At 60.8% G+C, this 23,876-nt stretch carries 23 protein-coding genes and 2 tRNA genes; 11 read left to right on the plus strand and 14 right to left on the minus strand.

The annotated features are described in order from the left end of the window. The 5 genes from HMPREF2656_RS13010 to HMPREF2656_RS03630 form a co-directional block, all read right to left on the minus strand. Positions 1 to 452, minus strand: a 452-nt coding sequence (locus HMPREF2656_RS13010; RefSeq protein ID WP_168167532.1) for a hypothetical protein, incomplete at its 3' end; no start/stop codon positions are given. Then, entirely contained in the window at positions 452 to 709 is a 258-nt protein-coding gene (locus tag HMPREF2656_RS03615; protein WP_070815876.1) for a helix-turn-helix domain-containing protein, read from the minus strand. The genes HMPREF2656_RS03615 and HMPREF2656_RS13010, both read right to left, overlap by 1 nt. Before the next feature lie 187 nt (positions 710 to 896). Beyond that, complete coding sequence (locus tag HMPREF2656_RS03620) at positions 897 to 2,183, minus strand: tyrosine-type recombinase/integrase (RefSeq protein WP_070815877.1); 1,287 nt, start codon at positions 2,181 to 2,183, stop codon at positions 897 to 899. Positions 2,184 to 2,321: 138 nt separating this feature from the next. After that, a tRNA-Ala gene (locus HMPREF2656_RS03625) sits at positions 2,322 to 2,394 on the minus strand. Between the two features lie 16 nt (positions 2,395 to 2,410). Then, positions 2,411 to 2,484 (minus strand) — tRNA-Ile (locus tag HMPREF2656_RS03630). Between the two features lie 725 nt (positions 2,485 to 3,209). Between HMPREF2656_RS03630 and HMPREF2656_RS03635 the strand changes: the two genes are divergently transcribed. Next, positions 3,210 to 4,454: a hypothetical protein gene (locus tag HMPREF2656_RS03635; protein ID WP_070815878.1), complete on the plus strand. Its 1,245-nt coding sequence runs from the start codon at positions 3,210 to 3,212 to the stop codon at positions 4,452 to 4,454. Between the two features lie 81 nt (positions 4,455 to 4,535). Here the strand turns inward: HMPREF2656_RS03635 and HMPREF2656_RS03640 are convergent, their stop codons facing one another. Then, positions 4,536 to 4,880, minus strand: a complete 345-nt coding sequence (locus HMPREF2656_RS03640; RefSeq protein WP_070421925.1) for a DUF3566 domain-containing protein — start codon at positions 4,878 to 4,880, stop codon at positions 4,536 to 4,538. Between the two features lie 3 nt (positions 4,881 to 4,883). After that, a complete protein-coding gene (gyrA, locus tag HMPREF2656_RS03645) occupies positions 4,884 to 7,400 on the minus strand; it encodes a DNA gyrase subunit A (protein WP_070815879.1) in 2,517 nt (838 codons plus the stop codon). Positions 7,401 to 7,470: 70 nt separating this feature from the next. Between gyrA and HMPREF2656_RS03650 the strand changes: the two genes are divergently transcribed. The 4 genes from HMPREF2656_RS03650 to HMPREF2656_RS03665 all read left to right on the plus strand — a co-directional run bounded on the left by HMPREF2656_RS03650 (position 7,471) and on the right by HMPREF2656_RS03665 (position 10,359). After that, the gene (locus HMPREF2656_RS03650; protein ID WP_070421923.1) at positions 7,471 to 7,683 is read left to right on the plus strand and encodes a CopG family transcriptional regulator; all 213 of its coding nucleotides are present in this window, start codon (positions 7,471 to 7,473) and stop codon (positions 7,681 to 7,683) included. 29 nt (positions 7,684 to 7,712) lie between these two features. Then, positions 7,713 to 7,967 carry a TetR family transcriptional regulator gene (locus HMPREF2656_RS03655; protein WP_317985848.1) on the plus strand — a complete coding sequence of 85 codons (255 nt, stop codon included), beginning with the start codon at positions 7,713 to 7,715 and terminating at the stop codon, positions 7,965 to 7,967. A gap of 79 nt (positions 7,968 to 8,046) precedes the next feature. Then, positions 8,047 to 9,894 carry a Rib/alpha-like domain-containing protein gene (locus HMPREF2656_RS03660; RefSeq protein WP_070815881.1) on the plus strand — a complete coding sequence of 616 codons (1,848 nt, stop codon included), beginning with the start codon at positions 8,047 to 8,049 and terminating at the stop codon, positions 9,892 to 9,894. 27 nt (positions 9,895 to 9,921) lie between these two features. Beyond that, complete coding sequence (locus HMPREF2656_RS03665; protein WP_141761000.1) at positions 9,922 to 10,359, plus strand: hypothetical protein; 438 nt, start codon at positions 9,922 to 9,924, stop codon at positions 10,357 to 10,359. 131 nt (positions 10,360 to 10,490) lie between these two features. Here HMPREF2656_RS03665 and HMPREF2656_RS03670 read toward each other — a convergent pair whose 3' ends face one another. Then, entirely contained in the window at positions 10,491 to 11,372 is an 882-nt protein-coding gene (locus HMPREF2656_RS03670) for a chymotrypsin family serine protease (protein WP_141761001.1), read from the minus strand. Between the two features lie 114 nt (positions 11,373 to 11,486). Between HMPREF2656_RS03670 and HMPREF2656_RS03675 the strand changes: the two genes are divergently transcribed. After that, complete coding sequence (locus HMPREF2656_RS03675; RefSeq protein WP_070421918.1) at positions 11,487 to 11,921, plus strand: DUF6918 family protein; 435 nt, start codon at positions 11,487 to 11,489, stop codon at positions 11,919 to 11,921. An 89-nt stretch (positions 11,922 to 12,010) separates the two neighbouring features. Here HMPREF2656_RS03675 and gyrB read toward each other — a convergent pair whose 3' ends face one another. The 6 genes from gyrB to dnaA form a co-directional block, all read right to left on the minus strand. Beyond that, positions 12,011 to 14,146 (minus strand): DNA topoisomerase (ATP-hydrolyzing) subunit B, encoded by a 2,136-nt coding sequence (gene gyrB, locus HMPREF2656_RS03680; protein ID WP_210384143.1) that lies wholly within the window; start codon positions 14,144 to 14,146, stop codon positions 12,011 to 12,013. 104 nt (positions 14,147 to 14,250) lie between these two features. Continuing rightward, positions 14,251 to 15,093, minus strand: a complete 843-nt coding sequence (locus HMPREF2656_RS03685; protein WP_141740798.1) for an Abi family protein — start codon at positions 15,091 to 15,093, stop codon at positions 14,251 to 14,253. 219 nt (positions 15,094 to 15,312) lie between these two features. Then, positions 15,313 to 15,909: a DciA family protein gene (locus HMPREF2656_RS03690; RefSeq protein ID WP_070613778.1), complete on the minus strand. Its 597-nt coding sequence runs from the start codon at positions 15,907 to 15,909 to the stop codon at positions 15,313 to 15,315. Beyond that, the gene (recF, locus tag HMPREF2656_RS03695) at positions 15,893 to 17,074 is read right to left on the minus strand and encodes a DNA replication/repair protein RecF (RefSeq protein ID WP_070815884.1); all 1,182 of its coding nucleotides are present in this window, start codon (positions 17,072 to 17,074) and stop codon (positions 15,893 to 15,895) included. Before recF ends, HMPREF2656_RS03690 begins: the two co-directional genes overlap by 17 nt. Before the next feature lie 15 nt (positions 17,075 to 17,089). Next, entirely contained in the window at positions 17,090 to 18,289 is a 1,200-nt protein-coding gene (gene dnaN, locus HMPREF2656_RS03700) for a DNA polymerase III subunit beta (protein ID WP_070815885.1), read from the minus strand. Positions 18,290 to 19,002: 713 nt separating this feature from the next. Next, on the minus strand, positions 19,003 to 20,589 hold the full coding sequence (dnaA, locus tag HMPREF2656_RS03705) for a chromosomal replication initiator protein DnaA (protein ID WP_070815886.1): 1,587 nt from the start codon (positions 20,587 to 20,589) through the stop codon (positions 19,003 to 19,005). A 761-nt stretch (positions 20,590 to 21,350) separates the two neighbouring features. Here dnaA and rpmH point away from each other — a divergent pair. From rpmH to rsmG, 5 genes are read left to right on the plus strand one after another with little or no spacing between them, the layout of a single operon-like run. Beyond that, positions 21,351 to 21,488: a 50S ribosomal protein L34 gene (rpmH, locus tag HMPREF2656_RS03710; RefSeq protein ID WP_070421912.1), complete on the plus strand. Its 138-nt coding sequence runs from the start codon at positions 21,351 to 21,353 to the stop codon at positions 21,486 to 21,488. 15 nt (positions 21,489 to 21,503) lie between these two features. Next, positions 21,504 to 21,857, plus strand: a complete 354-nt coding sequence (gene rnpA, locus HMPREF2656_RS03715; protein WP_070568233.1) for a ribonuclease P protein component — start codon at positions 21,504 to 21,506, stop codon at positions 21,855 to 21,857. Next, on the plus strand, positions 21,857 to 22,144 hold the full coding sequence (gene yidD / locus HMPREF2656_RS03720) for a membrane protein insertion efficiency factor YidD (RefSeq protein WP_070421910.1): 288 nt from the start codon (positions 21,857 to 21,859) through the stop codon (positions 22,142 to 22,144). The genes rnpA and yidD overlap by 1 nt, the downstream gene beginning before the upstream one ends. A gap of 9 nt (positions 22,145 to 22,153) precedes the next feature. Continuing rightward, the gene (gene yidC, locus HMPREF2656_RS03725) at positions 22,154 to 23,134 is read left to right on the plus strand and encodes a membrane protein insertase YidC (RefSeq protein ID WP_070421909.1); all 981 of its coding nucleotides are present in this window, start codon (positions 22,154 to 22,156) and stop codon (positions 23,132 to 23,134) included. Positions 23,135 to 23,138: 4 nt separating this feature from the next. Continuing rightward, on the plus strand, positions 23,139 to 23,867 hold the full coding sequence (gene rsmG, locus HMPREF2656_RS03730) for a 16S rRNA (guanine(527)-N(7))-methyltransferase RsmG (RefSeq protein WP_371326003.1): 729 nt from the start codon (positions 23,139 to 23,141) through the stop codon (positions 23,865 to 23,867). Positions 23,868 to 23,876 lie beyond the last annotated feature (9 nt).

Consider the following 23,876-nt stretch of genomic DNA (forward strand, 5'->3'; position numbering starts at 1 on the left):
GCAACGCCCGAGTGGTCCAGTAGGTCCACGGCCAAATCAACCACGCGGTATGCGCTCGATGCATCACCAGTTAGGCGCTCGACCATTGCGCGCAGACCCGCGACGAGTTCAACCCAAGCCGCGTGAGACAGCCCCGTGGAATCGGTTAGAGCGTCAGCGGGTACGTAGTCGCCGCCTTCCAGTTCGCCCGGCGCGGGCAACGGCACATAGTCAGCAGCGGCACTGTTCAGGTACGCGGGAAGCACGCCGTCAAGCACCACACCGTCGGGCAAATGCCCAAGCATGAACTCTGCCGACACCACGCGGTTATCGGCATCTACAAGCCGCCACACGTCGCCCGCCAACCGGTCCATGTCGTACTTGGTGGCGTACACACCCCGGCGCGCCATAGCCTGCGAAAACAGGTCTAGATAGGCCGGATCGGTAGCAGAAGTGAAACGTAGTTCAGCCATTACAAAATCTCCTCATACAGTTCATCGTTCGCCACGGTGAGCGGCGCTAGGCCGTCAAGGTCACCGTCCGTGCCAAGCACCCGCGCGCGGGCATCGGTGAGCAATTCGTTCCCGAGAATGAACCATTTGGCCCCCACTTGGATCGCGGGAAGTTCAGCTTCACGGCATAACCGTTGGATCGTACGTGGGTGCGAATCGGTCGCCGCCGCGAACTCCTTCACCGGAATCAATTCCCCCAGCGCGGGTAACTCTGCCACGTTAAACAACCTCCAAAGTCACCGTGACGAAATACTTACAGGTGTAACCCTATCGCAGATTTGAACGAATCGGAATAGACGCGCACAAAATCGCGCCTAACGCTTAGCGGCTATGGAACTGCAACGTTCCGCACCCTCCTACGCGCGCGCAAGACTGGCCCGCGTTGCGGGGCCTTCCGTTGCGGCGTTAGCGGTTGAGACTGCGGTCCACTTGGGCCATGAGGTCCGTAGTTCGTTCGGGCCTGGCCTTCATGTAGACGTTGAGGATCGTTTGCACGTCCTCCTGGCCGAGTAGAGCGCCTATCTCCTTTAGGTGCGCGCCCTGTTCAGCCAAGCGGGTAATAAGCCAGTTTCGCCCACAGTGCGGGTCTATCGCTGTTGTTACGCCCGCTTCTGTTTCTGCCTTGTTGAGCAGGCTTCGAAACGTCGTATCCATGAGCGGCTGACCTTTGCCGTTCGGCGTGTAGAGCACTAGCGGCTTGTCGCTTACCTTGTTGCGGCTTGCCTTGTCCGCGTTGGGCGGCGCGAGCACGGGAACGGGCGTGGCCTTGGCTGGCAGGTGCTTTGCGTTGTGGTTGAGGAATAGCGGCACGTCGGTTGCCATGATCGGCACTGTTCGATAGCCCGCCTTCGTCTTGGGCGGCTGTACCAGCATGTACGTAGGTTTACCGTCGGCGGCGGCGATGCGCTGCGCGTTCTGTTCAACCTGCACGGTGACTTTAGGCATGAACGGTGCTGGTGTTGGTTCAACAACGACGTGCCGGGTTTCAACTGCCAGTGCTTCGCCGAGCCGTAGACCGTGCCGGAGCACGAGGGAGGTTAGGGCCTTGTATCGCGCGGGCATTGCTTCGATAATCGCGGCAATTTCGGCATCGCTAGGCAGGTACTTCTCTGCGGTAGCCACGGGCTTTCCTGCTTCGGGAATGTCTACCGGGCTTATCGGGATCATCTTGCGGCGTACGGCTTCGGCGCACGCGGCTTTGAGACGTACGTACGCCTGGCGGTTAATCGTCCTGGCATCGGGGTAATTGCGTTGTAGAGCGTCCCACCAGCGGTACACGTCGGACGTTTCCAGCTCGGAGAGGGGAATGTCTTTCAACCGGGTTACGTCCTGGTCCCCGTCGCCGGGTGCAATCGGGTCCGTGATGCGTACCCGCGTAACCCGTCGATAGTTCTGTGCGGTCGAAGGTTTAAGCGGTTGTGTGCGCTGTTCCAGCATGTCGTGGTACTGGTCCAGCCACTCCCCCACGGTGACAGATGCGCGCTTCTTTTCGTCGCGCCGGGCTGCGGGCGGTTTCCATGCTTCCAAGTCGATTAGTCGCTTCTCGGCGGATAGCCAGCCTGCGGCATCTGTTCTGGACGCGAACGAGTGTCCCGGCGTGTGGCGTTTGCCGTCGGGGCCGGTGTACTCGCAGTAGTACCTTTTGCCCTTCTTGGTCAGTTTGCCGAAATCTCGCCTTGTTCTGCGAGCCATTGCATTCCCCTTACGTTCCCTTAGTGGGGTCAATTCGTGTCCGAATGTGACCGCTTGGGTCAAAAGGGTATCACCGTTCCAACCAGCGCAAATACAGAAAAACCGCTGGTCTTTGCTGACCAGCGGTTTTGTTCCTTGTGGAGCATAGGAGAATCGAACTCCTGACATCCTGCTTGCAAAGCAGGTGCTCTACCAACTGAGCTAATGCCCCGTGCCCTTTCGGGCTGTGGGCCTAGCAAGAATCGAACTTGCGACCTCATCGTTATCAGCGATGCGCTCTAACCGACTGAGCTATAGGCCCTGGGAACGAATAGGAATATTACAGAGCACTGCTATAACCGCCAAATCGCCAGGTTGTTGCGGGTATTTATGCTTATCGTCTAGCTCGTTGTGCATTGCTACTAGACGACCCGCCTGCACCCTCCACATATCCCCAGGTGATGTTGGCGGTGGTTTTCAGTATCAGCGTGATCGTCTGGTTCGCCGGAACGGGAGCTAGACGATCAGGGCACAACAACCGCACTCCAACGACACCTCAACGACACCCTCGCGGAACGGGGGCAATTTGCGGGGGTAGGAGGCCTGCACAAATTGGTGAACAATCCGCCCAACCTGGCCTTTTCGCCACTCAGCAGCGCCCCAAGACGGCGCCAAAACCTGTTTTTATACGAGCGTGACAGGCAAAACTCCTGGTGAGGGCCAGATCCCAAGTTGTATACCCATCCGTATGCAAATCAATACATAGTATGCTGCTTCTCCGGATTGTTGAACGAACCGAACCGGAGCGCAAAAGATCGTTCAACAACCCAACGCGACAGCCCTAAAATCAGCTCGGATTGATGAACAATCCGCACGATAAACGGGGTGAAAACGTTGAACAATCCAAAATAAACGTTGAACAATCCGGCCTCGAAAGGGCCGAAAATTCGGCGGGTTTACCAGCGCATACTTGGTGCATAAACTCGAAGGCAGCAAAGGAAATGCGGTGTTTACCGCAAACACCGCAGATAAGTAAGGAGCAGGAAAATGCGCGCAGCACTTCGTACCGGTCTCGCAGCAGCCCTCGCCGCCACCGTCGCCTTCGGTGGAGTTGTTCCGGCTAAGGCTGCAGAGCCTGCTGACGTTGTCGTCGATAATCAAGCGATCTCCGCGGAGCTCATCGACTCCGACGGCGACGGCATCCCCGACCTCTGGGAGCGCAACGGCGTTGTCCTCGAGGACGGCACCGTGCTTAACCTGCCTGCTTACGGTGCGGACCCGAGCCGCCCGGACCTGTTCCTCCAGCTCAACTGGATGGAGTCCGAGTACAAGACCCTCGGCTGCGACGTCGAGCCCTCCGAGGCTTGTGCCAACGCCAACACCAGGGAATACGGCGTGAAGGCCGAGTCCCTGCAGGAGATGGTTGATCTTTTCGACGACCACGGCATCAACCTCCACGTCGACGCCGGCGAAACCTTCAACAACATCCCCGGCTACGAGGCTCGCGGCGGTGAGACCCTGAAGTACGTCAAGAACTACTTCGAGAACGAAAGCCAGGGTTCGAAGCTGCTGAACAACATCGACGAGATGCTCGGTGAGCGCCAGAACATCTTCCGCATCGGTGTTATCGGCGACCAGATCGACGCCTACAACCTGTCGTCCGGTGCCTCGCTGGTCAACGACACCTCGTTCTTCGTGGCTAACCACCGCTTCATGAACTCGGAAGAGATGCTGCGCAACACCATCCTGCACGAGCTAGGCCACACCCTCGGCCTGCGCCACCAGGGTGCGCACGCGGTGGTCAAGGACATCCAGGGCATGCGTCTGGATACCTCGGCCTACAAGTCGGTGATGAACTACGACTACCAGTTCGACTACTTCAACTACTCGGAGAAGCCGTACCTGCTCGACACCCCGTTCGGTGTGCGCGAGGTTCCGGCGGACTGGGAAGCACTGGCCATCAACGCTTGGCGCATCGGTGCCCGTGGTGTTGCCTCGGCTCCGTCGCAGGAAGGGGCAGTTAACGACCCGGCTCCGAAGGAGCAGCCTGAGGAGGAGCAGCCGGCAGAGCAGCCCGCACCTGAGGCCGAGAAGCCCGCTGAGAACCAGCCGGAAAAGCCCGCCGAGAAGCCAGCCGAGCACGAGCAGCAGGCTGAGCAGAAGGACAAGCCGGCTCCGGTTGTTGAGAAGGACGTCAACGTCGCGGCGATCGTCGCCCCGATCGTGGCAATCCTGGCCTTGATCGGCATCGGCTTCGCGGTGATGAACATGATGCCGGGCCTGGGGTTCTAACCCAGCACAAGCCAGCACAGAAAAGACTTAACGCGCCCCGGGAGGTACGACCCGGGGCGCGTTTGGTGTCGTCGATAAGCGCTATTTTGCCCTGTTAGACATGGTGTAGCGCACACCACCGACGAGGTCCGCGACGGCGTTGTACATGATCGCGGTCAGCGGCGCCATGATGGACATGAACACCACACCGGCCAGGCCGAACAGGGCCGCAGCCATCATGGCGAGTTTCATGTCCACCACTTGGTCGCCGCCCACGCCGCCGATGAGCGAGTTGATGGACTCGACCACCCCGGCGCGGTCCAGCGCGAGGTACACCAGCACTGCGGCGAGCATCCAGGCGATGAACCCGAACAAGGCAAGCAGCGTCGCAACCTTAAAGACGGATCCGGCGCTGACGTTCCGGATTGTCACTTTGCGAGCGGCCATGGGCTACTCCTTCGCATCGTCGAGGGTCTTCTGGCCGGTTGCCACGGCAGTGGCTTCCTCTTCGCCCTCGTCTTCGACGTTGCGGTCGATGGCGAGCAGCTCGACACCGTCGTTGAGGTCCACGAGGCGCACGCCCATGGTTGCGCGTGACGACGGGCGGATCTGGTTGACCTCAGTACGGATCACGCCACCCGCGGAGGTGATGGCGAAGATCTGGTCCTCCTCGGTCACGGCCAGGGCGCCGATGAGCTTGCCGCGCTTCGGGGTGTACTTGAAGGTCATCACACCCATGCCGCCGCGGCCCTGGGTGTTGTACTCCTCGATGGCGGTGCGCTTGCCGTAGCCGCCGGAGGTGGCCACGAGCAGGAACTGGCCGTCTTGGACGACGGTCATGGCGAGCAGTTGGTCGTCGCCACGGAAGCGCATGCCCTTCACGCCGGCGGTTGCGCGGCCCATCGGGCGCAGCTGCTCGTCGTCGGCGGAGAAGCGGATCGCCTGGCCCTGTTCGGAGACGAGCAGGATGTCGTCGTCCTCACCAACGAGGGACGCGCCGATGAGGGCGTCGCCTTCGTTGAGGTTCAGGGCGATCAGGCCGGAGGAACGTGCGGATTCGTAGTCGGTCAGGCGCGACTTCTTCACACGACCATCGCGGGTGGCCAGGACCAGGTAGGGGGCGTCCTCGTAGGACTGGATCTGGATGACCTGGGCGATCTTCTCTTCCGGCTGGAACTCCAGCAGGTTAGCCACGTGCTGGCCGCGGGCCGTGCGGCCTGCTTCCGGCAGTTCGTAGGCCTTGAGGCGGTAGACGCGGCCGAAGTTGGTGAAGAACAGGATCCAGTCGTGGGTGGAGCAGATGAAGAAGTTCTTCACCACGTCGTCCTGCTTCAGCTCGGCGCCGCGCACGCCCTTGCCGCCGCGCTTCTGGGACTTGTAGGCATCCACCTTGGTGCGCTTGGCGTAGCCCGTGGAGGTGATCGTGACCACGACGTTTTCGCGGGCGATGAGATCCTCTTCGGTGACGTCGCCGGTTGCGGCAACGATCTGGGTGCGGCGCTCGTCGCCATACTTGTCGACGATCTCACCCAGCTCCTCGCCAACAATCTGACGCTGACGCTCCGGCTTGGCCAAGATGTCCTTGTAGTCGGCGATTTGTTCCTCGATGGCTGCGAGGTCGTCGACAATCTTCTGGCGCTCCAGCGCTGCCAGGCGGCGCAGCTGCATGGCTAGGATTTCGTTGGCCTGGATCTCGTCGACATCGAGAAGCTTCATCAGGCCCTGGCGGGCGTCGTCGACAGTCGGCGAGTTGCGGATCAGGGCAATGACCTCATCCAACGCATCCAGCGCCTTGACCAGACCACGCAGGATGTGGGCGCGCTTCTCGGCCTCGTCCAGGCGGTACTGGGTACGGCGGACGATGACTTCGATCTGGTGCTTGACGTAGTAACGCAGCATCTGATCCAGGCGCAGGGTGCGCGGCACACCGTCGACGATGGACAGCATGTTGGCGGAGAAGTTCGTCTCCAGCTGGGAGTGCTTGTACAGGTTGTTTAGCACCACGCGCGGCACAGCGTCGCGCTTGAGGGTGACCACGATGCGCATGCCCACACGGTCGGAGGACTCGTCCTCGATCTTGGAGATGCCCACCATCTTGCCGTTGGTGACCTGCTCCGCAATATTGTGGATGAAGTTATCCGGGTTGACCTGGTACGGCAGCTCGGTGATCGTGATGACCTGGCGGTTGCCAATCTCCTCGATCTCCGTCACGCCACGCATGCGGATGGAGCCGCGGCCGGTGGTGTAGGCGTCCTTAATACCCTGATCGCCCACGATGAGGCCGGCGGTTGGGAAGTCCGGGCCCTTCACGCGCTCCATGACGGCGTCGAGCGTGGTCTGCTCGTCCGCGTCGTGGTTGTCCAGGATCCACTGGATCGCGGCCGCCAGCTCATTCAGGTTGTGCGGCGGGATGTTGGTGGCCATACCCACGGCGATGCCGTTGGAGCCGTTCATCAGAAGGTTCGGCACACGCGACGGCAGGACGGTCGGCTCCTGGGTCTTGGAGTCGAAGTTCGGGGCGAAGTCCACGGAGTTTTCGCGGATATCGCGGACCATCTCCATGGCGATCGGGGTGAGCTTGCACTCCGTGTAACGCATGGCGGCCGGGCCGTCGTTGCCCGGCGAGCCGAAGTTGCCCTGGCCGTCCACAAGCGGGTAGCGCATCGCCCACGGCTGCGCCATGCGCACCAGGGTGTCGTAGATGGCGCTGTCGCCGTGCGGGTGGTAGTTACTCATGGTCTCACCGACGGCCTTCACGCTCTTGACGTAGGAGCGTTCCGGGCGGAAGCCGGCGTCGTACATCGCGTAGATCACGCGGCGGTGCACGGGCTTCATGCCGTCGCGCACCTCGGGGAGCGCGCGGCCCACGATCACGCTCATGGCGTAATCGATGTAGCTGGTCTGCATCTCCTCGTTGATGTCGATTGGTTGAATGCGGTCCAAGCCGCCAGTGGTGTCATCAGCCATGTGTTTGAGCTTACCGGGCTTCTGCCGCTTCTCACGTTGCGACGAAGGAGCAACGTGGTATCAAAGTGGTATGGCTATGACGCTCCGGTTGACCGCAGACGAAGACAAAGCGCTCGTTTTACTCGCATCCGCATGGGGTTGCTCCAAGCAGGAAGCCGCGCGCCGTGCGGTGGTCTCCTCCGCAACGCGTTTGCTTGACGACGCCACCGTCACCGACCTCGCACGCTCCCTCATCCCCGGCTACACCGCCATGGAATCACGCATCCGGCAGGCCCGCTCGTGATGGGCTTGAGCCGGGGGTTCAGCAGAGGCTTGAGTGCAGAGCAGTTGCTGGACATCGCCGACGAGTACTGCGACTTCCACGGCTGCCACATCACGTCCTTCGGGTTCCTGGCGGCGTGTGCTGCCGTGCCAGGCTCCCGGTTCCACGGCGTGCCGGTCTTCGACTCGGTGGACGCCGCAGCCGAGGCCTTGTCCTCTTCTATTACTGCGCTCGCACCGCTGTCGTCTGGCAACGAAGAATTCGCCGTGGTCGCCGCAGAGGTGTATCGGCGCTGGGCGGGATAAACGGGATAAATCCAAAAACTCGCATTACAGGTGTCTAGGGGTATAGTCGAAAAGTTCTTATAACTTATTGGAGGCAGCCATGAAGTTCAGTCGCACCGCAATTGCGGTCGCCACCACCGCCGCGTTGTTGGGCGGCGGTGTTGCCCTGCCCCACTCCCCCGCAACCGCCGCCACCTCTCAAGCCTTCCTGTCCGGACTCACGTGGCCGGTCAAGCAGGTTACGCCCGGCGGTACCGTGGAGATCGCCCCGCAGGGCTCCATCCCCAGCAACGTGCGCTTCGAGGGTTCCGACGACTACCTGGGCTACCGGTTCAGCACCAACCCACGCACCGGCGTGGTCACCATGCACGTCGCCGAAGACGTGATCCCGAACCAGCGCACCCAGTTCATGATCACCGGCAGCGACGGCGTGCGCGCACGCAGTTTCCCCATCATGATCCACGTCGTCGACACCATCGGCGAGATGGCAAAGAAGTATCCCCTGTCGTACTACCCAGCGTTCACCGTCGAAGACAGCTCCGATGCGGTGCTCTCCGTAGCGCAACTGCAGGGTGACTTCCCCGAAGGCACCCGATTCGAAGTCACCGCTCCCGACCATTTCAAGGTCACCGCAGCCGCCAACGGCGATCTGTCTGTCACGCAGCTCGATCCGGTCAAGCCAGGCTCCAAGAGCGTAGCCAGCGTGAAGGTGGTGTACCCCGACGGCTCGTTCCGCAACGTGCGTGCAGATATCTACGCCTACTCCAAGAAGTCAAGCGAGTCGCTTGGCAGCGGTGCGTCTATCGAGGACTTCTTCAACAACATCTACGACAACGCCTTCACCCCGAAGTGGCACGACAAGACAATGAGCGGCAGCGAGCAAGCCTCCACCGCGTTGGCGGACGCCCTGCCCGAAGGCACCACCTTCAAGGCACGACCCGATCTCAACCCGAGCATCTTCCGCTTTATTGATGTCGATGTTGACGAGGCCAGCGGGGTGGTCGTCGTCAAGCCAAAGCGCCCACTGACAGCACCTTGGACCTTCCAAATCCCAGTCGAGGTCACCACCCCGGACAACCTCGTCGGCATCGGATGGGCAACATTCACCGTCACCGAAGACGGCAAGTGGAACTCCGAAGCCTTCACCGTGAAATACCCCGCCGCGAGCGCCACCACCACGGAAATCGCCACAGCCAAACCGGTCGGCGACTTCCCCAAAGGCACCACGTTTGAGATCAACCAAACGCCCCCGGCCGGCTGGCAGGTGAAGATCGACCGCCACACCGGCGAAATCAACCTGACCCCGCCGCAGCGCACCAGGGCCGGCACCACCGTGACCATGCCGGTAACCGCTCGCTTCCCCGACGGGTCGCGCACGTACCTTGAGACCAACTTCACCTTCACCAAACCCGAGGTGGAACAGGCATCCGTGACCACCGTGCGCTACCCCACCGCAAGACTCCTTCCCGGGGAAAGCGTGACCGTGAAGCCAAACAACTGGCCGGACGGCGCCGTAGTGAGCATCACTAACTTGGTCATCCGTGACCTCACGTTTACGGCCGACACCTCCACGGGTGCCATCACCATCACAGCAGGTAAAAACGCGGACGTTGCGCAAATTGCGGCGAATGTGGTGGTGACCTACAAGGACGGCTCGCAAAACACGGCCCGCCTGCCAATCGCCATCCGCAGCAACACCACGACCGCAACGCAGCCTTCTGATGCGCCTGGTCCTGGTTCGCCCGCACCTGCGCCTGCGCCTGCGCCGAAGCCGGGGACGCCGTCCACCGCCAATCCGGCACCCGCGCCTGCGCCTGCACCGACTCCTGGCGGTACGGACAAGGAGGGGTCCAGCACCGGCGGCATCATCGCCATCGTGCTCGGCGTCCTGGCCCTGCTCGGCGCCGCAGGGTTCGCAGTGACACAGATGGGTTCATTGCCCTTCTAACGATCCCGAGCGCTTAACATGTCTGCCATGAAGAAAATCGCCACCGCCGCCACTGCGATTGCCGTGGCCGCTGCCGTCGTCACCACGGTCGCACCAGCTCACGCCGAACCCGCCGTCACGCAGCTCTCCACCACGAGCTCCGGTGGTTCCTCCAAGCCGAACTACCGTCCGGACTACGACAAGGACCTCGACGTGCCAGAAAAGCGCCCGCTTGAGGGCTCCTACACCGGCTCGGCTCCGATCTCGTTGACCATCGCGTTGGTGACCACGCTGGTTGCCATCCAGGCCATCGTCGATTTCGTGCCGCCAGTGCGCCAAGCTGTCGACGACGTAGCCAAGCAGTTCAACCTCACCCACGTCGCGGGCTCCTCCGAGAGCAACCGAATCTTCCCGGCACAGTTCATCACGTCCCAGGTCACGCAGGCGATTGACCAATTCCAGAAAAATCCTCCGTCGTTTAAGTAACGCCCCGCAACCGCGTATGTTACGGTTGTGAACTGTTGTGGTTGCAGTGACTTATGGGGCTGCGGAGGAAGAACTGCAACCAAATAGACCGCGTCCAGTCCTGGACGCGGTCTTGTCGTTTACCTCCGGTTCTAGCCCCAGTAATAGAAGTTGTACTGACTCAGGTACTCAAGCACAGGGCCGATTGCGGCAGCACCGATTTGGGTAGCATTCACCTTCGGTCCGAAGGACAGGACACCTGCGGCGTAGCGGCCATTCGGCCCCTCAACCCACACTGGGCCGCCGGAATCGCCGTGGTCCGAAATGTTCCGGAACCGGAACACCAGCGGACTTGGAGTATCGATGTAGTAGCCACACGACAAGCCGCTGCGCCAACCTAGACGGCAAAGCTTCGGCTCAGTCCTATCGATTGCCGGCAAACCAGCAACACCCTGCACACGGCCAACACCTGGAACGGTCGGGTCAATCTGCACGTTGGGGTTATCAAGGAAAATGACTGCGAAATCAGCATCGACCCCAATCCGATTCGGCATGCCGGTCGAAGAGATAAACTGCCCCGCATACATGAACTGGTTATTGGCAAGCCGCACAAACGCACGGTCACCTGTTACACCGCAGTGACCGGCGGTCAAGTTGAACACGCGGTTGGTGTTCTGCTGGCGCAGCATCCACCCAAAACTGCACTCACCCTTGGGGCGACCCGCCTGGTCAAACACCGTATATTTCACGCCCGGCGCCACCTTGCCCAAATTGACAAGTCGTTCAAAGCCCTGGGACTGGCGGTACACCTCAGTGTTGCGCATACCCGCCGTCACTCGTGGAGCAGGCTTCTGAGGTTGCTGCGAAGGGTTGGGCCGCTCCCTGTCTGGTTGCGTAATGTTCTGCTGCCCTGGGTTTTCTGAACTTAACTCCCCCGACGCCAGTCCCCCAATAAGTCCGAGAACCGTCAGAATCGCGATGACCATACCTGCGATCTCAGGAAGCCGAGAAGCGATGTCTTTAAAATCAGGCATAACGTTTCCTGTCAATTAGTGCCGAAGATACTGAAGACTATATCCCCGCTCCCTGACCGCTGCTCGTTTTCCCGCAAACACGAATCGTGTCGTACGGCAAGTACACTGCCCACTATGAGTGATCTATCCAAGCTTCTCGACGCCTCCACCCGGTCCAAGCTCGTCGAGGACCTGACCCAACTGACGGAAACCACCGTGGCCAACCAGTCCGGCCTGACCGGCATGGCCCTCAAGTCTGCCATCGCTGCAGGTAAGAAGGCTGATGCAGACGCTGTGAGCAAGGGTCTGAACAAGTTCCTGCCGGACCTCGTCGAGTCGCTGAACCCGCACTGGAACGCCTTCAAGGCAAGCGGCCAACAAGACTTCGGTGGGTTCCTCGCCGCGAACGAGGACTCCGTGATCGATTCCGTCCTCAAGGCTGGCGATACCGCCATCGAGTCCATGCCCAGCGCGCTGAAGAAGGTCTACTCCACGCTGCGCGGCAAGGCGAAGAAGATTGTGAGTCCGGCGTTGCCGGACCTGGGGCGTGTCGTCGAAAAGTACGCGTAGCGCAAAGCACCCGCAGCACCTCACAACCACCAACGCCCCGGCACTTCCACCAAGGGAAGTGCCGGGGCGTTGCTGTACGCGCCTACAGCCTAGACGTCGAGGAAGCGGACGTCCTTCGCGCGGCGGGTGATGAAGCTGCGGCGTGCCGCGACGTCGTCGCCCATCAGGATGGAGAACAACTCGTCGGCGCGCTGCGCGTCCTCGAGCTCCACGCGGCGCAGGATGCGGGTCTCCGGATCCAGGGTGGTCTCCCACAGCTCCTTGGCGTTCATCTCGCCCAGACCCTTGTAACGCTGGATGCCGTCATCGGTGTTGATCTTGCGGCCGGCCTCCAGGCCCTCCGCCAGCAGCTCGTCGCGCTCGCGGTCGGAGAAGGCGTAGCCCGGCTCGCCCTTGCCCCACTTGAGCTTGTACAACGGCGGGTTAGCCAGGTACACGTGGCCGTTCTCCACCAGTTCCGGCATGAAGCGGAATAGCAGGGTCAGCAGCAGGGTGGCGATGTGCTGGCCGTCCACGTCAGCATCGGCCATGAGCACGATCTTGTGGTAGCGCAGTTTCGCAATGTCGAACTCTTCGTGGATACCCGTGCCCAGGGCGGTGATGATGGCCTGGACCTCGGCGTTCTTGAGCACGCGGTCCATGCGGGCCTTCTCCACGTTCAGGATCTTGCCTCGCAGCGGCAGGATCGCCTGGTACTTGGAGTCGCGGCCGCCCTTTGCGGAGCCGCCTGCGGAGTCACCCTCCACGATGAACAGTTCGGACTTTGCAGGGTCCTTCGAACGGCAGTCCGCCAGCTTGCCCGGCAGGCCACCGAGGTCCGTCGCAGACTTACGACGAACCAGGTCACGCGCCTTACGCGCCGCCTGACGAGCCTGCGAGGACGCCACCGCCTTGTTCACGATGACCTTCGCCTCAGCCGGGTTCGCGTCGAACCAGTCGGACAGGTTCTCGTTGATGGCGCGCTGGACAAAGCCCTTGACTTCAGTGTTGCCCAGCTTCGTCTTCGTCTGGCCCTCGAACTGCGGGTCAGCCACGCGTACGGAGACGACAGCGGCGAGGCCTTCACGGCAGTCGTCGCCAGTAAGATTCGGCTCCTTGTCCTTGAGCAGCTTGTGCTCGCGGGCGTAGCGGTTCATCAACGTGGTCAGCGCAGCACGGAAACCTTCCTCGTGCGTACCGCCCTCATGCGTGTTGATGGTGTTGGCAAAGGTGTGGACAGACTCCTTAAAGGAGCTGTTCCACTGCATCGCCACCTCAGCCTCGAGGCCGTCACCCTTCTGGTCGAAACCGACGATGGTCGGGTGGATGGCGGTCTTCGACTTGTTCAGGTAGTTGACGTAGTCAATCAGGCCGTCTGGGTAGTGGTAGACAACCTTCTTCTCGCGCTTCTTCTTGACGTCCGGCGCAACCTCATCGCCAGCCTCAACCGGGTTTCCGTCGCCGTCCTTATCAACCTCGGACGCATCGACGGTCTCGGTGGAATCGTCGAACGAGTCGCCGCCGATCAGCGCAGCGGTGTCGCCCTCTTCGGCGATCGCCTCGAGCTCGAGCTCCTCATCGGTGACGCGCTGGTCCGTCAGCGTAATCGTCAGACCCTTGTTCAGGAACGCCATCTCCTGCAGACGGCGTGCGATGGTGTCGTAATTGAACTCGACCGTCTCAAAAATCTCCGGGTCCGGCCAAAAACGAATCGCCGTACCAGTACCGCGGGCATTACCGCCCTCTTCCAACTCATCCGGCACGGCCATGTTGAAGCGCTGGTACCAGTGCCTACCGTCACGCTTAATATCCGCCTCAACGCGAGTGGACAGCGCGTTCACCACGGAAATACCCACACCGTGCAGGCCACCGGAAACCGCGTAGGACTCCGAGTCGAACTTGCCGCCGGCGTGCAGCTGGGTCATAACCACCTGGACAGTCGGGGCGCCGGACGGGTGCATCTCCACCGGAATACCACGACCATTATCGACGACCTCAACGCCGCCATCTGCCAACAACGTCACATCGACCTGGTCGGCGTAGCCCGCCATCGCCTCGTCGACAGAGTTGTCCACGACCTCCCACACCAAGTGGTGCAGACCGCGCACACCGGTGGAACCGATGTACATGCCTGGGCGCTTACGCACCGCCTCAAGGCCCTCGAGAATAGTAATCGACGACGCGTCGTAATGGGGTTGCTGTTCAGCCACTGCGGGACGCTCCTCCATGCGTGAAATATGGGCCATAGGCCCGTTGAACTCGTTTCATCTTACACGCCGAGGGGGACATAACGGGCACCCGTCCAACCCGCGAGCGGGCGTTTCACGCCCCAATTTCACGTTTTCGGGTTTTAAAGGACAGTCAATCCGTCAAGGAAATCTTGTTGCTGGGCGATCACAGAACGAAAGCGGTTGTTTTGTCGGATAACCTCCGCAACGTCCTCGTCGATATAGCTCGCGATACTAACGAGGTTATCCGCATCACTATTAAAGTTGTGCCGTCCGAGAAGATGTTCATGATGAGCGATCCGGTTCCGTAACTTGGCAAACTGGTTTAATTCGTTCCTCAGCTGGGAACGCTTGCCTTGATAGTTCGGAAAAGCCTCAACCAAACACGGCTCCCATAGCGTCTGTTCGTAGTTGAGATAGCCGCGCCCTGGACCCGAGTCTCCGTTATTCAACAAGCTAAGCCACATTCCTAGAGAAACTTTTCCTACAAAATAGTCCCCCGAAATAGCAGAACTGGGACGCTTCCGTTTAATCTCACTCAGTTTCTGTTCAAATGCACGGTAGTCTTTTCGCGTCAGAAGGATGTACTTGCTCTTGAGCTGATTCCCTTCTTCGGAAGACGATATGGAGTCTTCTCCATTCATCACTAACGTATGCCAACCGTCTTCGTGGTCTATATCGAAGTAGTCGCACAGTTCGTCGTTCATAGCGTTGCGGACGAGAACCTCCACCAGCGCCACTGCGGGCCAAAAAGACCCCGCGATTTGTGAGTCCCAGAAATACAGTCGACTTGCAGCCCGGTTAATTCTTTCAGAAAGTTCGAGGTGTTGTTCCGCCCTTGGTAAGCGATCAACTGGCGCTTCCTGTCCATTCTTTCCTGGCGTTAAAACATAATCCCGAAACGTTGACATTCTCGGCGAAGAAGCGATGAGATTCATATTCAGATCGCTGAAATTCATTTCCACCCCCAGAAATTTCAAATGCCCCGAGCGTCCTGAAAACTCAGAACCTTCGCCGTTACTGGCTCAATCTGCGGGGCTTACATGGAAAACAATAAGCGACACTTTTCCCCAACGCAAGCTCTAACTGCGTGAGGGTATTGACATTCAAATCAGTAACCCCGGTGATGTGCTGATGCAGGGATCGCTCCGGGGCTTTCGGGGGAAACAATACCACCGTAATCCCTACCCATACGTATCCCGCGGGCCGCGGCCTTTGACGTGCAGCGGCCCGTAGCGCCAACTTTTCGTCTTCGGTCCGTAGATGTGCAGTTTGGTCACCACGTCCGGCCCGACTTTCTCGGCGATGGCGCGCAGCACTTCGCGCTGCATGTACTTCATCTGGGTCGCCCACGCGGTGGAATCACAACTCACGTGCACTTCGTCGCCCTTGATCATCTCCACGTGCGTGTGCTGTGCGATCTTCTCCCCGACCAGGTCCTCCCAGTGCCCCATCACCCAGCCATGCGCCATCTTTTCGGTCCAGTCGCGTTTGCGCACCTCTTTGCCCAGCAGGTTGGCAAAGGAGGAGACTTTGTAACTCCTCGGCAGCGCGCGTCCGTCCAGGCCGGTGGGAATCCCCCGAACATCTGCTTGTCGACGACCCCCTTCCGGCAAGTCCAACCCCGGCACCGTGATGGTGCGGTGGTCGTCGATAAGCGTTGGCTTGTTGCGCCTTGGAATCACACTTGTGCCCTGCCGGGAGAGGTCCGGCAGGCGGCCGCCGCGTTTGCGGGCGGTGGCGCGCAGGTTGTCGAAGGTGGTTTTAATGAGATCGCTCAATCGAACTCACCCCATCCTCCATGGTCACGGCGTAGCGGGCGGTGACGGCGTCGTCGAGGTTGCCGGGCAGATCGTCGCCAACCGCAGCGGTAATCAGGACCTGCTCGGCCTCTTCGGCCACGTGAACGAGGCGCTCGCGGCGTTTGGCGTCGAGTTCGGCGAAGACGTCGTCGAGAATCAGCACCGGATCCTTGCCGTCGCTGGACAACAATTGGTATTCGGCCAGGTGCAGTGACAACGCATACGACCAGGTCTCCCCGTGCGAGGCGTAACCTTTCGCAGGGTTGTCGCCGAGCATGAGCGCCAGGTCGTCGCGGTGCGGGCCGACCAGCGTGATGCCCCGGTCGATCTCCTCCTTGCGGCGCCGCCCCAACTCCGTGAGCATCGCCGCCTCAAACACGGCAGGGTCCCGCGAGGGCCCGCCGGCGAGCTCCGTGACAGCTTTGTCCAGCGTAGAGCGGTATTCCACCGACGCCGGGCGCGACTCCGGCGCCACCGAGTGGTACGCCTCCGCGATCAGGGGCCCAAGCGTATCGACGAGCCCATGCCGCCCCGCCACCACCTGCGCCCCAAAATGTGCAAGCTGGCCGTCCCACACGTCGAGGGTGCTCAAGGCGCTGGCGCCGTCGTCGTCACCATAGCCCCTGCGAAGCGCCATGTTTGAGTGCTTGAGCAGTGCGTTTCGTTGGCGCAGCACCCGCTCATAATCCGCGCGGACCCCGCCAAGACGCGGCGTGCGCAGCGCCGCCAGGTCGTCCAGGAAGCGACGCCGCTCCGCCGGCTCACCATTGATCAGCCGCAGGTCCTCCGGCGAAAACATCACCGTGCTCAACACGCCCAGGATCTCCCGGGCGGACTTCAACTTCGTGCGGTTGATCTGCGCCTGGTTCGCCCCATGCGGCTTGATCAGCAGATGGGTTGTGAGTTCGCGGCCGTCGTTGACCGTGGTGACCGAGACGCGCGCGTTCGGTTTGTTGCTGGCTACGAGCGGTGCATCCGTAGATACCCGGTGGCTCGACAACGTGGATGTGTAGTGCACGGCCTCCACAATGTTGGTCTTGCCATGGCCGTTGCGCCCAGCGATGACCGTCACCCCCGGCTCGAGCTTGAGATTCAACTCGGGCCACGAGCGGAAATCACGCAGATCAAGCTCGCGGACGTGCATACAGGCCGCCCGCGACTAACCCGGCAGGCGAACCGGCATCAGCAGGTACGTGAAGTACGTATCCGGGGTGGGGAACGTGCCGTTCTCGTCCGCCTCCGGCAGCTCCTCCGGCTCCGGGATCATGATCGCCGGACGCGACGGCTCCGTGAAGCCGAACACCACGCGGTTCGTGCCAATCACCGACAGGCCCTCGCGCAGGTAGCCGGCGTTGAAGGCGATGAACAGTTCGTCGGCACCGGTGAAGGCGGCGTCGATGGTCTCCTCAGCCGCACCCGAATCCGCGCCGGAGGAAAACAGCGTGACCTGGCCTTCCTTGAAGTGCAGGCGCAGCTGCGCGTTGCGGTCCGCGACCAGGCTGACACGACGGATCGACTCCATCAGCGGCGCAACCTCAACCGACGCGATCGACGTGTGCTCCTTCGGCAACAACGGCTCCACATTCGGGAACTCCGCATCCAACATGCGAGTCGTGGTTTCGCGGTTTCCGGTGTGCAGGCCAAACAGGCCCTCGCCGCCAATGTTGTCCTCGGAACCGACAGCGATCTCCACCGGCTCGTCGATACTCGTGTCCAGCGTACGAGCGTTATCCAGCAGCGTCTTCGCCGGAACCAGCAGATCCGCCTTCACGTTCGCGCTCGCTGGCTCCCACGTCAGGTGACGCTGCGCCAGACGGAAACGGTCCGTGGCGGTAAGGGTGACATTCTCGCCGTCGATCTCCACGTGAATACCCGTGAGCATCGGCAACGTATCATCACGGCCCGCAGCCGCAGCGACCTGAGTGACAGCACCCGTGAGCGACGCCGGCGAAATGCTACCCGTGACCTGCGGCAAGTGAGGCAACTGCGGGTAATCATCCAAGGACATAATCGGCAGCTCAAAGCGTGCCGCAGCACCCTGCAGCACCAGCTTCTGACCATCCGTGGTCACCTCAACCGGCTTATTCGGCATGTTCGCCACGATGTCCGCCAGGAGCTTGCCCGCTACAGCGACACGACCCGGGTTAGACACCTCCGCGCCGATACGCACACGCGTGGACACCTCGTAGTCAAAGCCCGCGAATTCCAAACCATTGTCATCCGCAGTGATGACCACCGCGCGAAGCACCGGCTGCGTGTTCTTCGTCGGCAAACTGCGCGCAACCCACGCCGCGGCGTCAGAAAGGTCGTCCCGTTCGACGCGGAACGACACGTTGTTGTCACCGTTGATGTCAACCATGGCGGCGCAGACTCCTTGCACGTGGGTAGGGGCCGGATGTAATTACGCAACCACTCTAGGCGGGCACCCCGACACACGCCATTTCCGGGTGCCAGTTTTGTCATTCGCTCTTTGCCTCTCGACGCCTATCGACGAAGCCCCGGCGAGTTCTGCACACCCTCTCTTTCTCTTAGAAGAATTACAAGTAAATAGATGGGAACAACAGTAAGTCCTGGGGAATCTGTGGATTACACGTTATCTTGGCCGGTCATCTCGGCGATCCGTCTTGTGATTCAGGGTGTGGATAACTTGTGGATAACTGCCCTTGCCTGTGGATAGATTTCTGCGCTTTTTGGAATTACACAATCTGTCCCGAGCTATCCACCGTTTGTACACATCTCGCTCCCCAGCCGGTCAAAGGCGTTTTGTGACCAAGATCGCCTAATTACAACGGTGTAATTACACAGGTGTGGATAGGTCTGTGGATAGATCTGTGTTGGTCGGGTTTTGGCGGGGTTTTGGTGTGGTGTGACGCTCGTTCAGGCTCGTCGGCTGACACATTCCGGCGGAATCTGTCAGCCAACGGCATCGTCGCTGGTCAAAAATGACCCCTGACAGATTTTGTTGAATCTGTCAGGAAACAGTGTGCTGGAGCAGGGTCAGGCCGGTAAGGACACCCGAAACCACAAAAAAAGGGAGCCCACCGATGTGGACTCCCCTATGAACTCAACCGCTTACCGCCCGCGGGCCCGGTTCTTCACCAGTTGCGTGAGCTCCTGGATCTCGTCGTAGGTGCCACGGTTTTCTGTCATTTCCTTGCGGATCTTGCGGTCGGCGTACATGACGGTGGTGTGGTCTTTGCCGCCGAACTCGTCACCGATCTTGGGCAGTGACAGGTCGGTGAGTTCGCGGCAGAGGTACATGGCGATCTGGCGGGCGTGCGCCACCTGACGGGTTTTACCTGCGCCGACGAGCTGCTCCATGGTGACTTCGAAGTATTCCGCGGCGGCTTCTTTGATGGTGGCGGCGTTGATGTTCACGTCGCCTTCGTCGGGAAGAATGTCGCGCAGTGCTACCTGCGCAACTTCCATGGTGATTGGCTCGTTGATCAGCGAAGAGTAGGCGGAGACGCGGATTAACGCGCCTTCGAGTTCGCGGATCGACGACTCAAACTGCGACGCGATGAGTTCGAGCACGGCGTGGTCGACTTGGGTGCCGTCGGCGGCAGCCTTCTTCATCAGAATGGCGATGCGGGTTTCTAGGTCTGGTGGCTGAACGTCGGTGATCAGGCCGCCTTCGAAGCGCGTACGCAGACGGTCTTCCAGCGTGGTCAGCTGCTTCGGCGGGCGGTCGGACGACAGGATGATCTGCTTGTTTGCCTGGTGCAGCGCGTTGAAGGTGTGGAAGAACTCTTCCTGGGTGCCTTCTTTGCCTTCGAGGAATTGGATGTCGTCGACCATCAGAATGTCGAGGTTGCGGTAGCGCCGCTTGAAGGATTCTTGGCGGTCGTCGCGCACGGAGTTGATGTAGTCGTTGGTGAATTCCTCGGACGACACATATTTAATACGCAGCCCTGGCTGTAGGACGCGCGCGTAGTTGCCGGCGGCGTGCAGCAGGTGGGTTTTGCCGAGGCCGGAGCCGCCCCAGATGAAGAGGGGGTTGTAGGCCTTGGCGGGGTTTTCGGCGACGGCGACGGCGGCGCCGTTGGCGAAGCGGTTTGAGGAGCCGATGACGAAGTTCTCAAAGGTGTACTTCGGGTTCAGGCTGGCTTCGCGGTCGGGGTCGTGAGCTGGTTTTTCGCGCGGGATGCGGCGGTCCACTGTTGGATGAGCAGCTGCTTCTCGACGACGCCCCTCAACCTGAGCGGCATGCATCCGCGCCAGCTCGTCGAGGCCCATTGGGATTTGTTCGCCGGCGGCGGGTTGTTCTGCTTCGTACTCCCCCGCCACGGTTTGGGATTGGCCCCAGGAGTGCTGCTGGACCGGCGGCGTGGGCGGCTGCACCGGTTCGGGTTCGGGCTGTGGTTCAGGCTCGGGCTCGGGTGCGGCGACGGAAACGGCCAGGTTGTAGGGCAGTCCGGTGTGGGAGGTCAGCAGCGCGGTGATGTGCGGGGAAAGGGAGTCTTCGACCACGTTTTTGGCGGCTTGGTGTGGTGCGGAGAGGAGGGCGTAGCCGTCGACAAGCACGACTGGCTTCATGAGCCGCAGGTAGGCGCGCTGCTGCGGGGTGAGTGTGGGGACCGTGGACGAGGGTTGCTCGGAGAGTCTGAGGAGTTCGTCGACGATGCCACGCCAAAGATCCTCGAGGTGTTGATCCGCCAAGGTCCGCTCCAGTCTGTCAATTTCCTGTAATTCCAAATTCACCGCTTGATCCACAAGCGCTGAGGATGATCGGCTTGGCTCTCACCTGCCGATCCACAATGTTATCCACAGGTGTGGACAGCTTCGCATTCGGGAGTTGTCCACAGGTGCATTTTCCTCTGTGGATAACTGTGTGAATTACAGAAACCTGACCTGCCCTGCGGAAATGACCGTCGAACCGGGAAAGTCTCAACCATTACTTCACAGTTATCCACAGGGCTGTGCATGAACAGCCTGTGTGATTGTGGTGTTGAAACATTGTTACCCCGCCCGACCTCGCAGTGTCTAACGTTTTGTCATTCACCAAACTGTGGACAACTCCTGTCGTCGAACATGTGTCCCCATACTCACAGCTGCTCCGCAGGAAACTTCGGCGATTCGTCGCCCGACCTGCGAAAAAACACAAGCTTGTAATTATGGGGGCACCCGTTCGGGCCAGATGAGAAACCCGGAGTGTTGATTTGGCCGCGGGCGCAAATCTCGCGTAGTCTTAACCCCGTCTTCACGCCAGTTACCCCTGGCGTGCTTCACGAGAGCACCGCCCCCGCCGGGCACCGGGCCGCTTACCAAGGCGAGCCGGCGAAGGCGCTGCACGCGACTGCGCACCGATCCACTGGTGCCGAACCGCAATCTCGACGCACTCGTTTCAACTTTGGAACGGCTACTACCCCGGGAGGCTTTCACGAGCCGTCGGCCGTTCATGACCGCACAAGGAGTCCACCGTGTCTAAGCGGACTTTCCAGCCGAATAACCGTCGCCGCGCACGCAAGCACGGCTTCCGCGCTCGTATGCAGACCCGCGCCGGCCGCGCAATCGTTTCCGCGCGCCGCAAGAAGGGCCGCGCGAACCTTTCCGCGTAGTCTTACGCAACCATCGTGCTACCCCGCCCGCACAAACTCACTTCATCCGCCGACTTCAAAACGGCGATGAAGCAGGGAGTGCGCGCGGGGTCTCGCACGTTAATGGTCCATGTGTACCCACGCCCGGACGAGGTCATCACAGGTGGCCCACGTTTCGGACTTGTGGTGTCTAAGCAGGTCGGCAACGCCGTGACCCGCCATGCGGTGTCGCGGAAGTTGAGGCATGTGGTGGTGCAACGTGGGGTCGTCGATAAGCTGCCGCGCAATTACGACGTCGTCATTCGCGCCCTGCCGAAGTCTGCCACCGCAACCAGCGATGACCTCGCGCGCGACATGGAGCGCGCCATTACCAAAGCGATGAACCGCTAATGGCGTACTACAACTTCGCCGGCGGCGAAATCCCCGCCGCCCGCGGACCGGCCGCCAAAGCGCTGGTCGGGCTGATTCGCGGCTACCAAAAATACCTCTCACCCCTTAAAATGGGCGGGACCTGTCGTTTTCTGCCGGTATGCAGCGCGTATGGGCTCGAAGCTGTGTCTCGGCACGGCGCTCTACGTGGTGGGATGCTGGCGGCGGCCCGGATCTGCAAGTGCGGACCCTGGCACCCGGGGGGCTACGACCCTGTCCCGGGCAGCATCGAATTGAGTGAGGAGTAACACCGAAACGTGCTGAATTTCATTTATTGGCCGATTTCCTGGGTGCTGAAGTTCTGGCACGAGGTTCTCGGCTTCATCCTTCCGAAGGATTCAGGTATTTCCTGGATCCTCGCCATCGTGCTGCTGACATGCACGGTGCGTCTGCTGCTGCTGAAGCCGATGGTGAACCAGATGCGGTCCACCCGCAAGATGCAGGAGATGCAGCCGCGGATGCAGGAAATCCGCGAGAAGTACAAGGGCGACCAGCAAAAAATTGCGGAGGAGACGCAGAAGCTCTACCGCGAGATGGGTACCAACCCGCTGGCATCCTGCATCGTGCCGCTGGTGCAGATGCCGATTTTTATTGGCCTGCTGCACGTGCTGCGTTCCTTCAACCGCACCGGTGACGGCGGCGGCGTTGGCCTTGGTTTCACGGTTGAGCAGAACCGCAACACCGCCAACTACGCCTTCCCGCCGTCGGACGTGCAGTCCTTCCTGGACGCGGACTTCCTCGGTGTGCCGCTGTCGGCGTACATGTCGATGCCGGAGGAGATGTTCGCAGCCTTCGGTAACGCTGACCTGACGCGTGCGAACATCATCGCCGTCTGTGCCCCGCTGGTCGTGCTGTGTGCTGCGTTTACGCACTTCAACGCTCGCATCATGATCAACCGCCAGGCCGCCCGCAAGGCTGCCGGCAAGACCGCGAAGCCGCAGGGCGAGATGGCCGCGATGATGGAATCCCAGATGGGCATGATGAACAAGATGATGCTCTGGTTCTTCCCCATCATGATTCTGGCCACCGGTGTCATCTGGCACATCGGCCTGCTGTTCTACATGCTGACCAACAACGTCTGGACCTTCTTCCAGACCCGTTTCCTGAACAACAAGATGGACGCCGAGGAGGCTGCCGAGGAGGCCCGCAAGGTGGAGATGAAGCGCACCACCGCGCCTGCCCCGGGTGCCCGCAAGGTGGATCGCCGCACGAAGAAGCAGCGCAAGCAAGGCAAGTAAGCATTTGCTTATCGACGACGCCCCGGCCCCACCCGGGGCATTTTTCATGCCCATATATATGGTGTGGGGCCGTGTCGTGGAGCCGACTACAGTGTTGTGCATGTCGGATACGTCCCCTGCAGCCGCAGCCCAAGTTTTCGGAGATCGCCTCGCATTAGCCGAGGCCTACCACCAGTCGCTGGCCACCACAGCCGCCGAGCGTGGCTTTATTGGCCCCAAGGAAGTCGCGCGCCTGTGGGAGCGCCACATCCTGAACTGCGCGGTGATCTCGGAGGCCTTCCAAGAGGGGCTGAAGGTGGCGGACATCGGCTCCGGCGCCGGGCTGCCCGGCATCCCGCTGGCGATCGCTCGGCCGGACCTGAAGATCACGCTCATCGAGCCGCTGCTGAAGCGCTCCACCTACCTGCGCGAGATCACCGAGGAGCTCGGCCTGGACAACGTCACCGTCATCCGTGGCCGCGCCGAGGAGCAGCCGAAGGCATCCTTCGACGCCGTGACCTCCCGCGCCGTGGCACCCTTGGGCAAACTTGCCGGCTGGTCGCTTCCGCTGCTGCAGGGCGGTGGGGCCATGATCGCCATGAAGGGCGAATCCGTCGCCGAGGAGCTGGAGCGCGACGCCAAGCTCATCGCCAAGGCTGGCGGTAAGGATCCCGAGATTCTCACCGTGGGTGCGACTACGCTTGAACAGCCAACCACCCTAATCCGCATCACCCGCAAGAAGAAGGGGGAATAAGTGGATCAC

This window comes from Corynebacterium sp. HMSC034B08 (genome assembly GCF_001835805.1).
Taxonomy (GTDB): Bacteria; Actinomycetota; Actinomycetes; order Mycobacteriales; family Mycobacteriaceae; genus Corynebacterium; species Corynebacterium coyleae.

What these genes read in the sequence shown, in the direction of transcription:
- dnaN (WP_070815885.1), bottom strand. Translation starts at nt 18,289, where the DNA reads ATGGTTGACATCAACGGTGACAACAACGTGTCGTTCCGCGTCGAACGG.
- HMPREF2656_RS03650 (WP_070421923.1), top strand. Translation starts at nt 7,471, where the DNA reads ATGGCTATGACGCTCCGGTTGACCGCAGACGAAGACAAAGCGCTCGTT.
- HMPREF2656_RS03620 (WP_070815877.1), bottom strand. Translation starts at nt 2,183, where the DNA reads ATGGCTCGCAGAACAAGGCGAGATTTCGGCAAACTGACCAAGAAGGGC.
- HMPREF2656_RS03665 (WP_141761000.1), top strand. Translation starts at nt 9,922, where the DNA reads ATGAAGAAAATCGCCACCGCCGCCACTGCGATTGCCGTGGCCGCTGCC.
- HMPREF2656_RS03635 (WP_070815878.1), top strand. Translation starts at nt 3,210, where the DNA reads ATGCGCGCAGCACTTCGTACCGGTCTCGCAGCAGCCCTCGCCGCCACC.
- HMPREF2656_RS03675 (WP_070421918.1), top strand. Translation starts at nt 11,487, where the DNA reads ATGAGTGATCTATCCAAGCTTCTCGACGCCTCCACCCGGTCCAAGCTC.
- HMPREF2656_RS03670 (WP_141761001.1), bottom strand. Translation starts at nt 11,372, where the DNA reads ATGCCTGATTTTAAAGACATCGCTTCTCGGCTTCCTGAGATCGCAGGT.
- HMPREF2656_RS03640 (WP_070421925.1), bottom strand. Translation starts at nt 4,880, where the DNA reads ATGGCCGCTCGCAAAGTGACAATCCGGAACGTCAGCGCCGGATCCGTC.
- HMPREF2656_RS03660 (WP_070815881.1), top strand. Translation starts at nt 8,047, where the DNA reads ATGAAGTTCAGTCGCACCGCAATTGCGGTCGCCACCACCGCCGCGTTG.
- recF (WP_070815884.1), bottom strand. Translation starts at nt 17,074, where the DNA reads ATGCACGTCCGCGAGCTTGATCTGCGTGATTTCCGCTCGTGGCCCGAG.
- yidD (WP_070421910.1), top strand. Translation starts at nt 21,857, where the DNA reads ATGGCGTACTACAACTTCGCCGGCGGCGAAATCCCCGCCGCCCGCGGA.
- gyrA (WP_070815879.1), bottom strand. Translation starts at nt 7,400, where the DNA reads ATGGCTGATGACACCACTGGCGGCTTGGACCGCATTCAACCAATCGAC.
- gyrB (WP_210384143.1), bottom strand. Translation starts at nt 14,146, where the DNA reads ATGGCCCATATTTCACGCATGGAGGAGCGTCCCGCAGTGGCTGAACAG.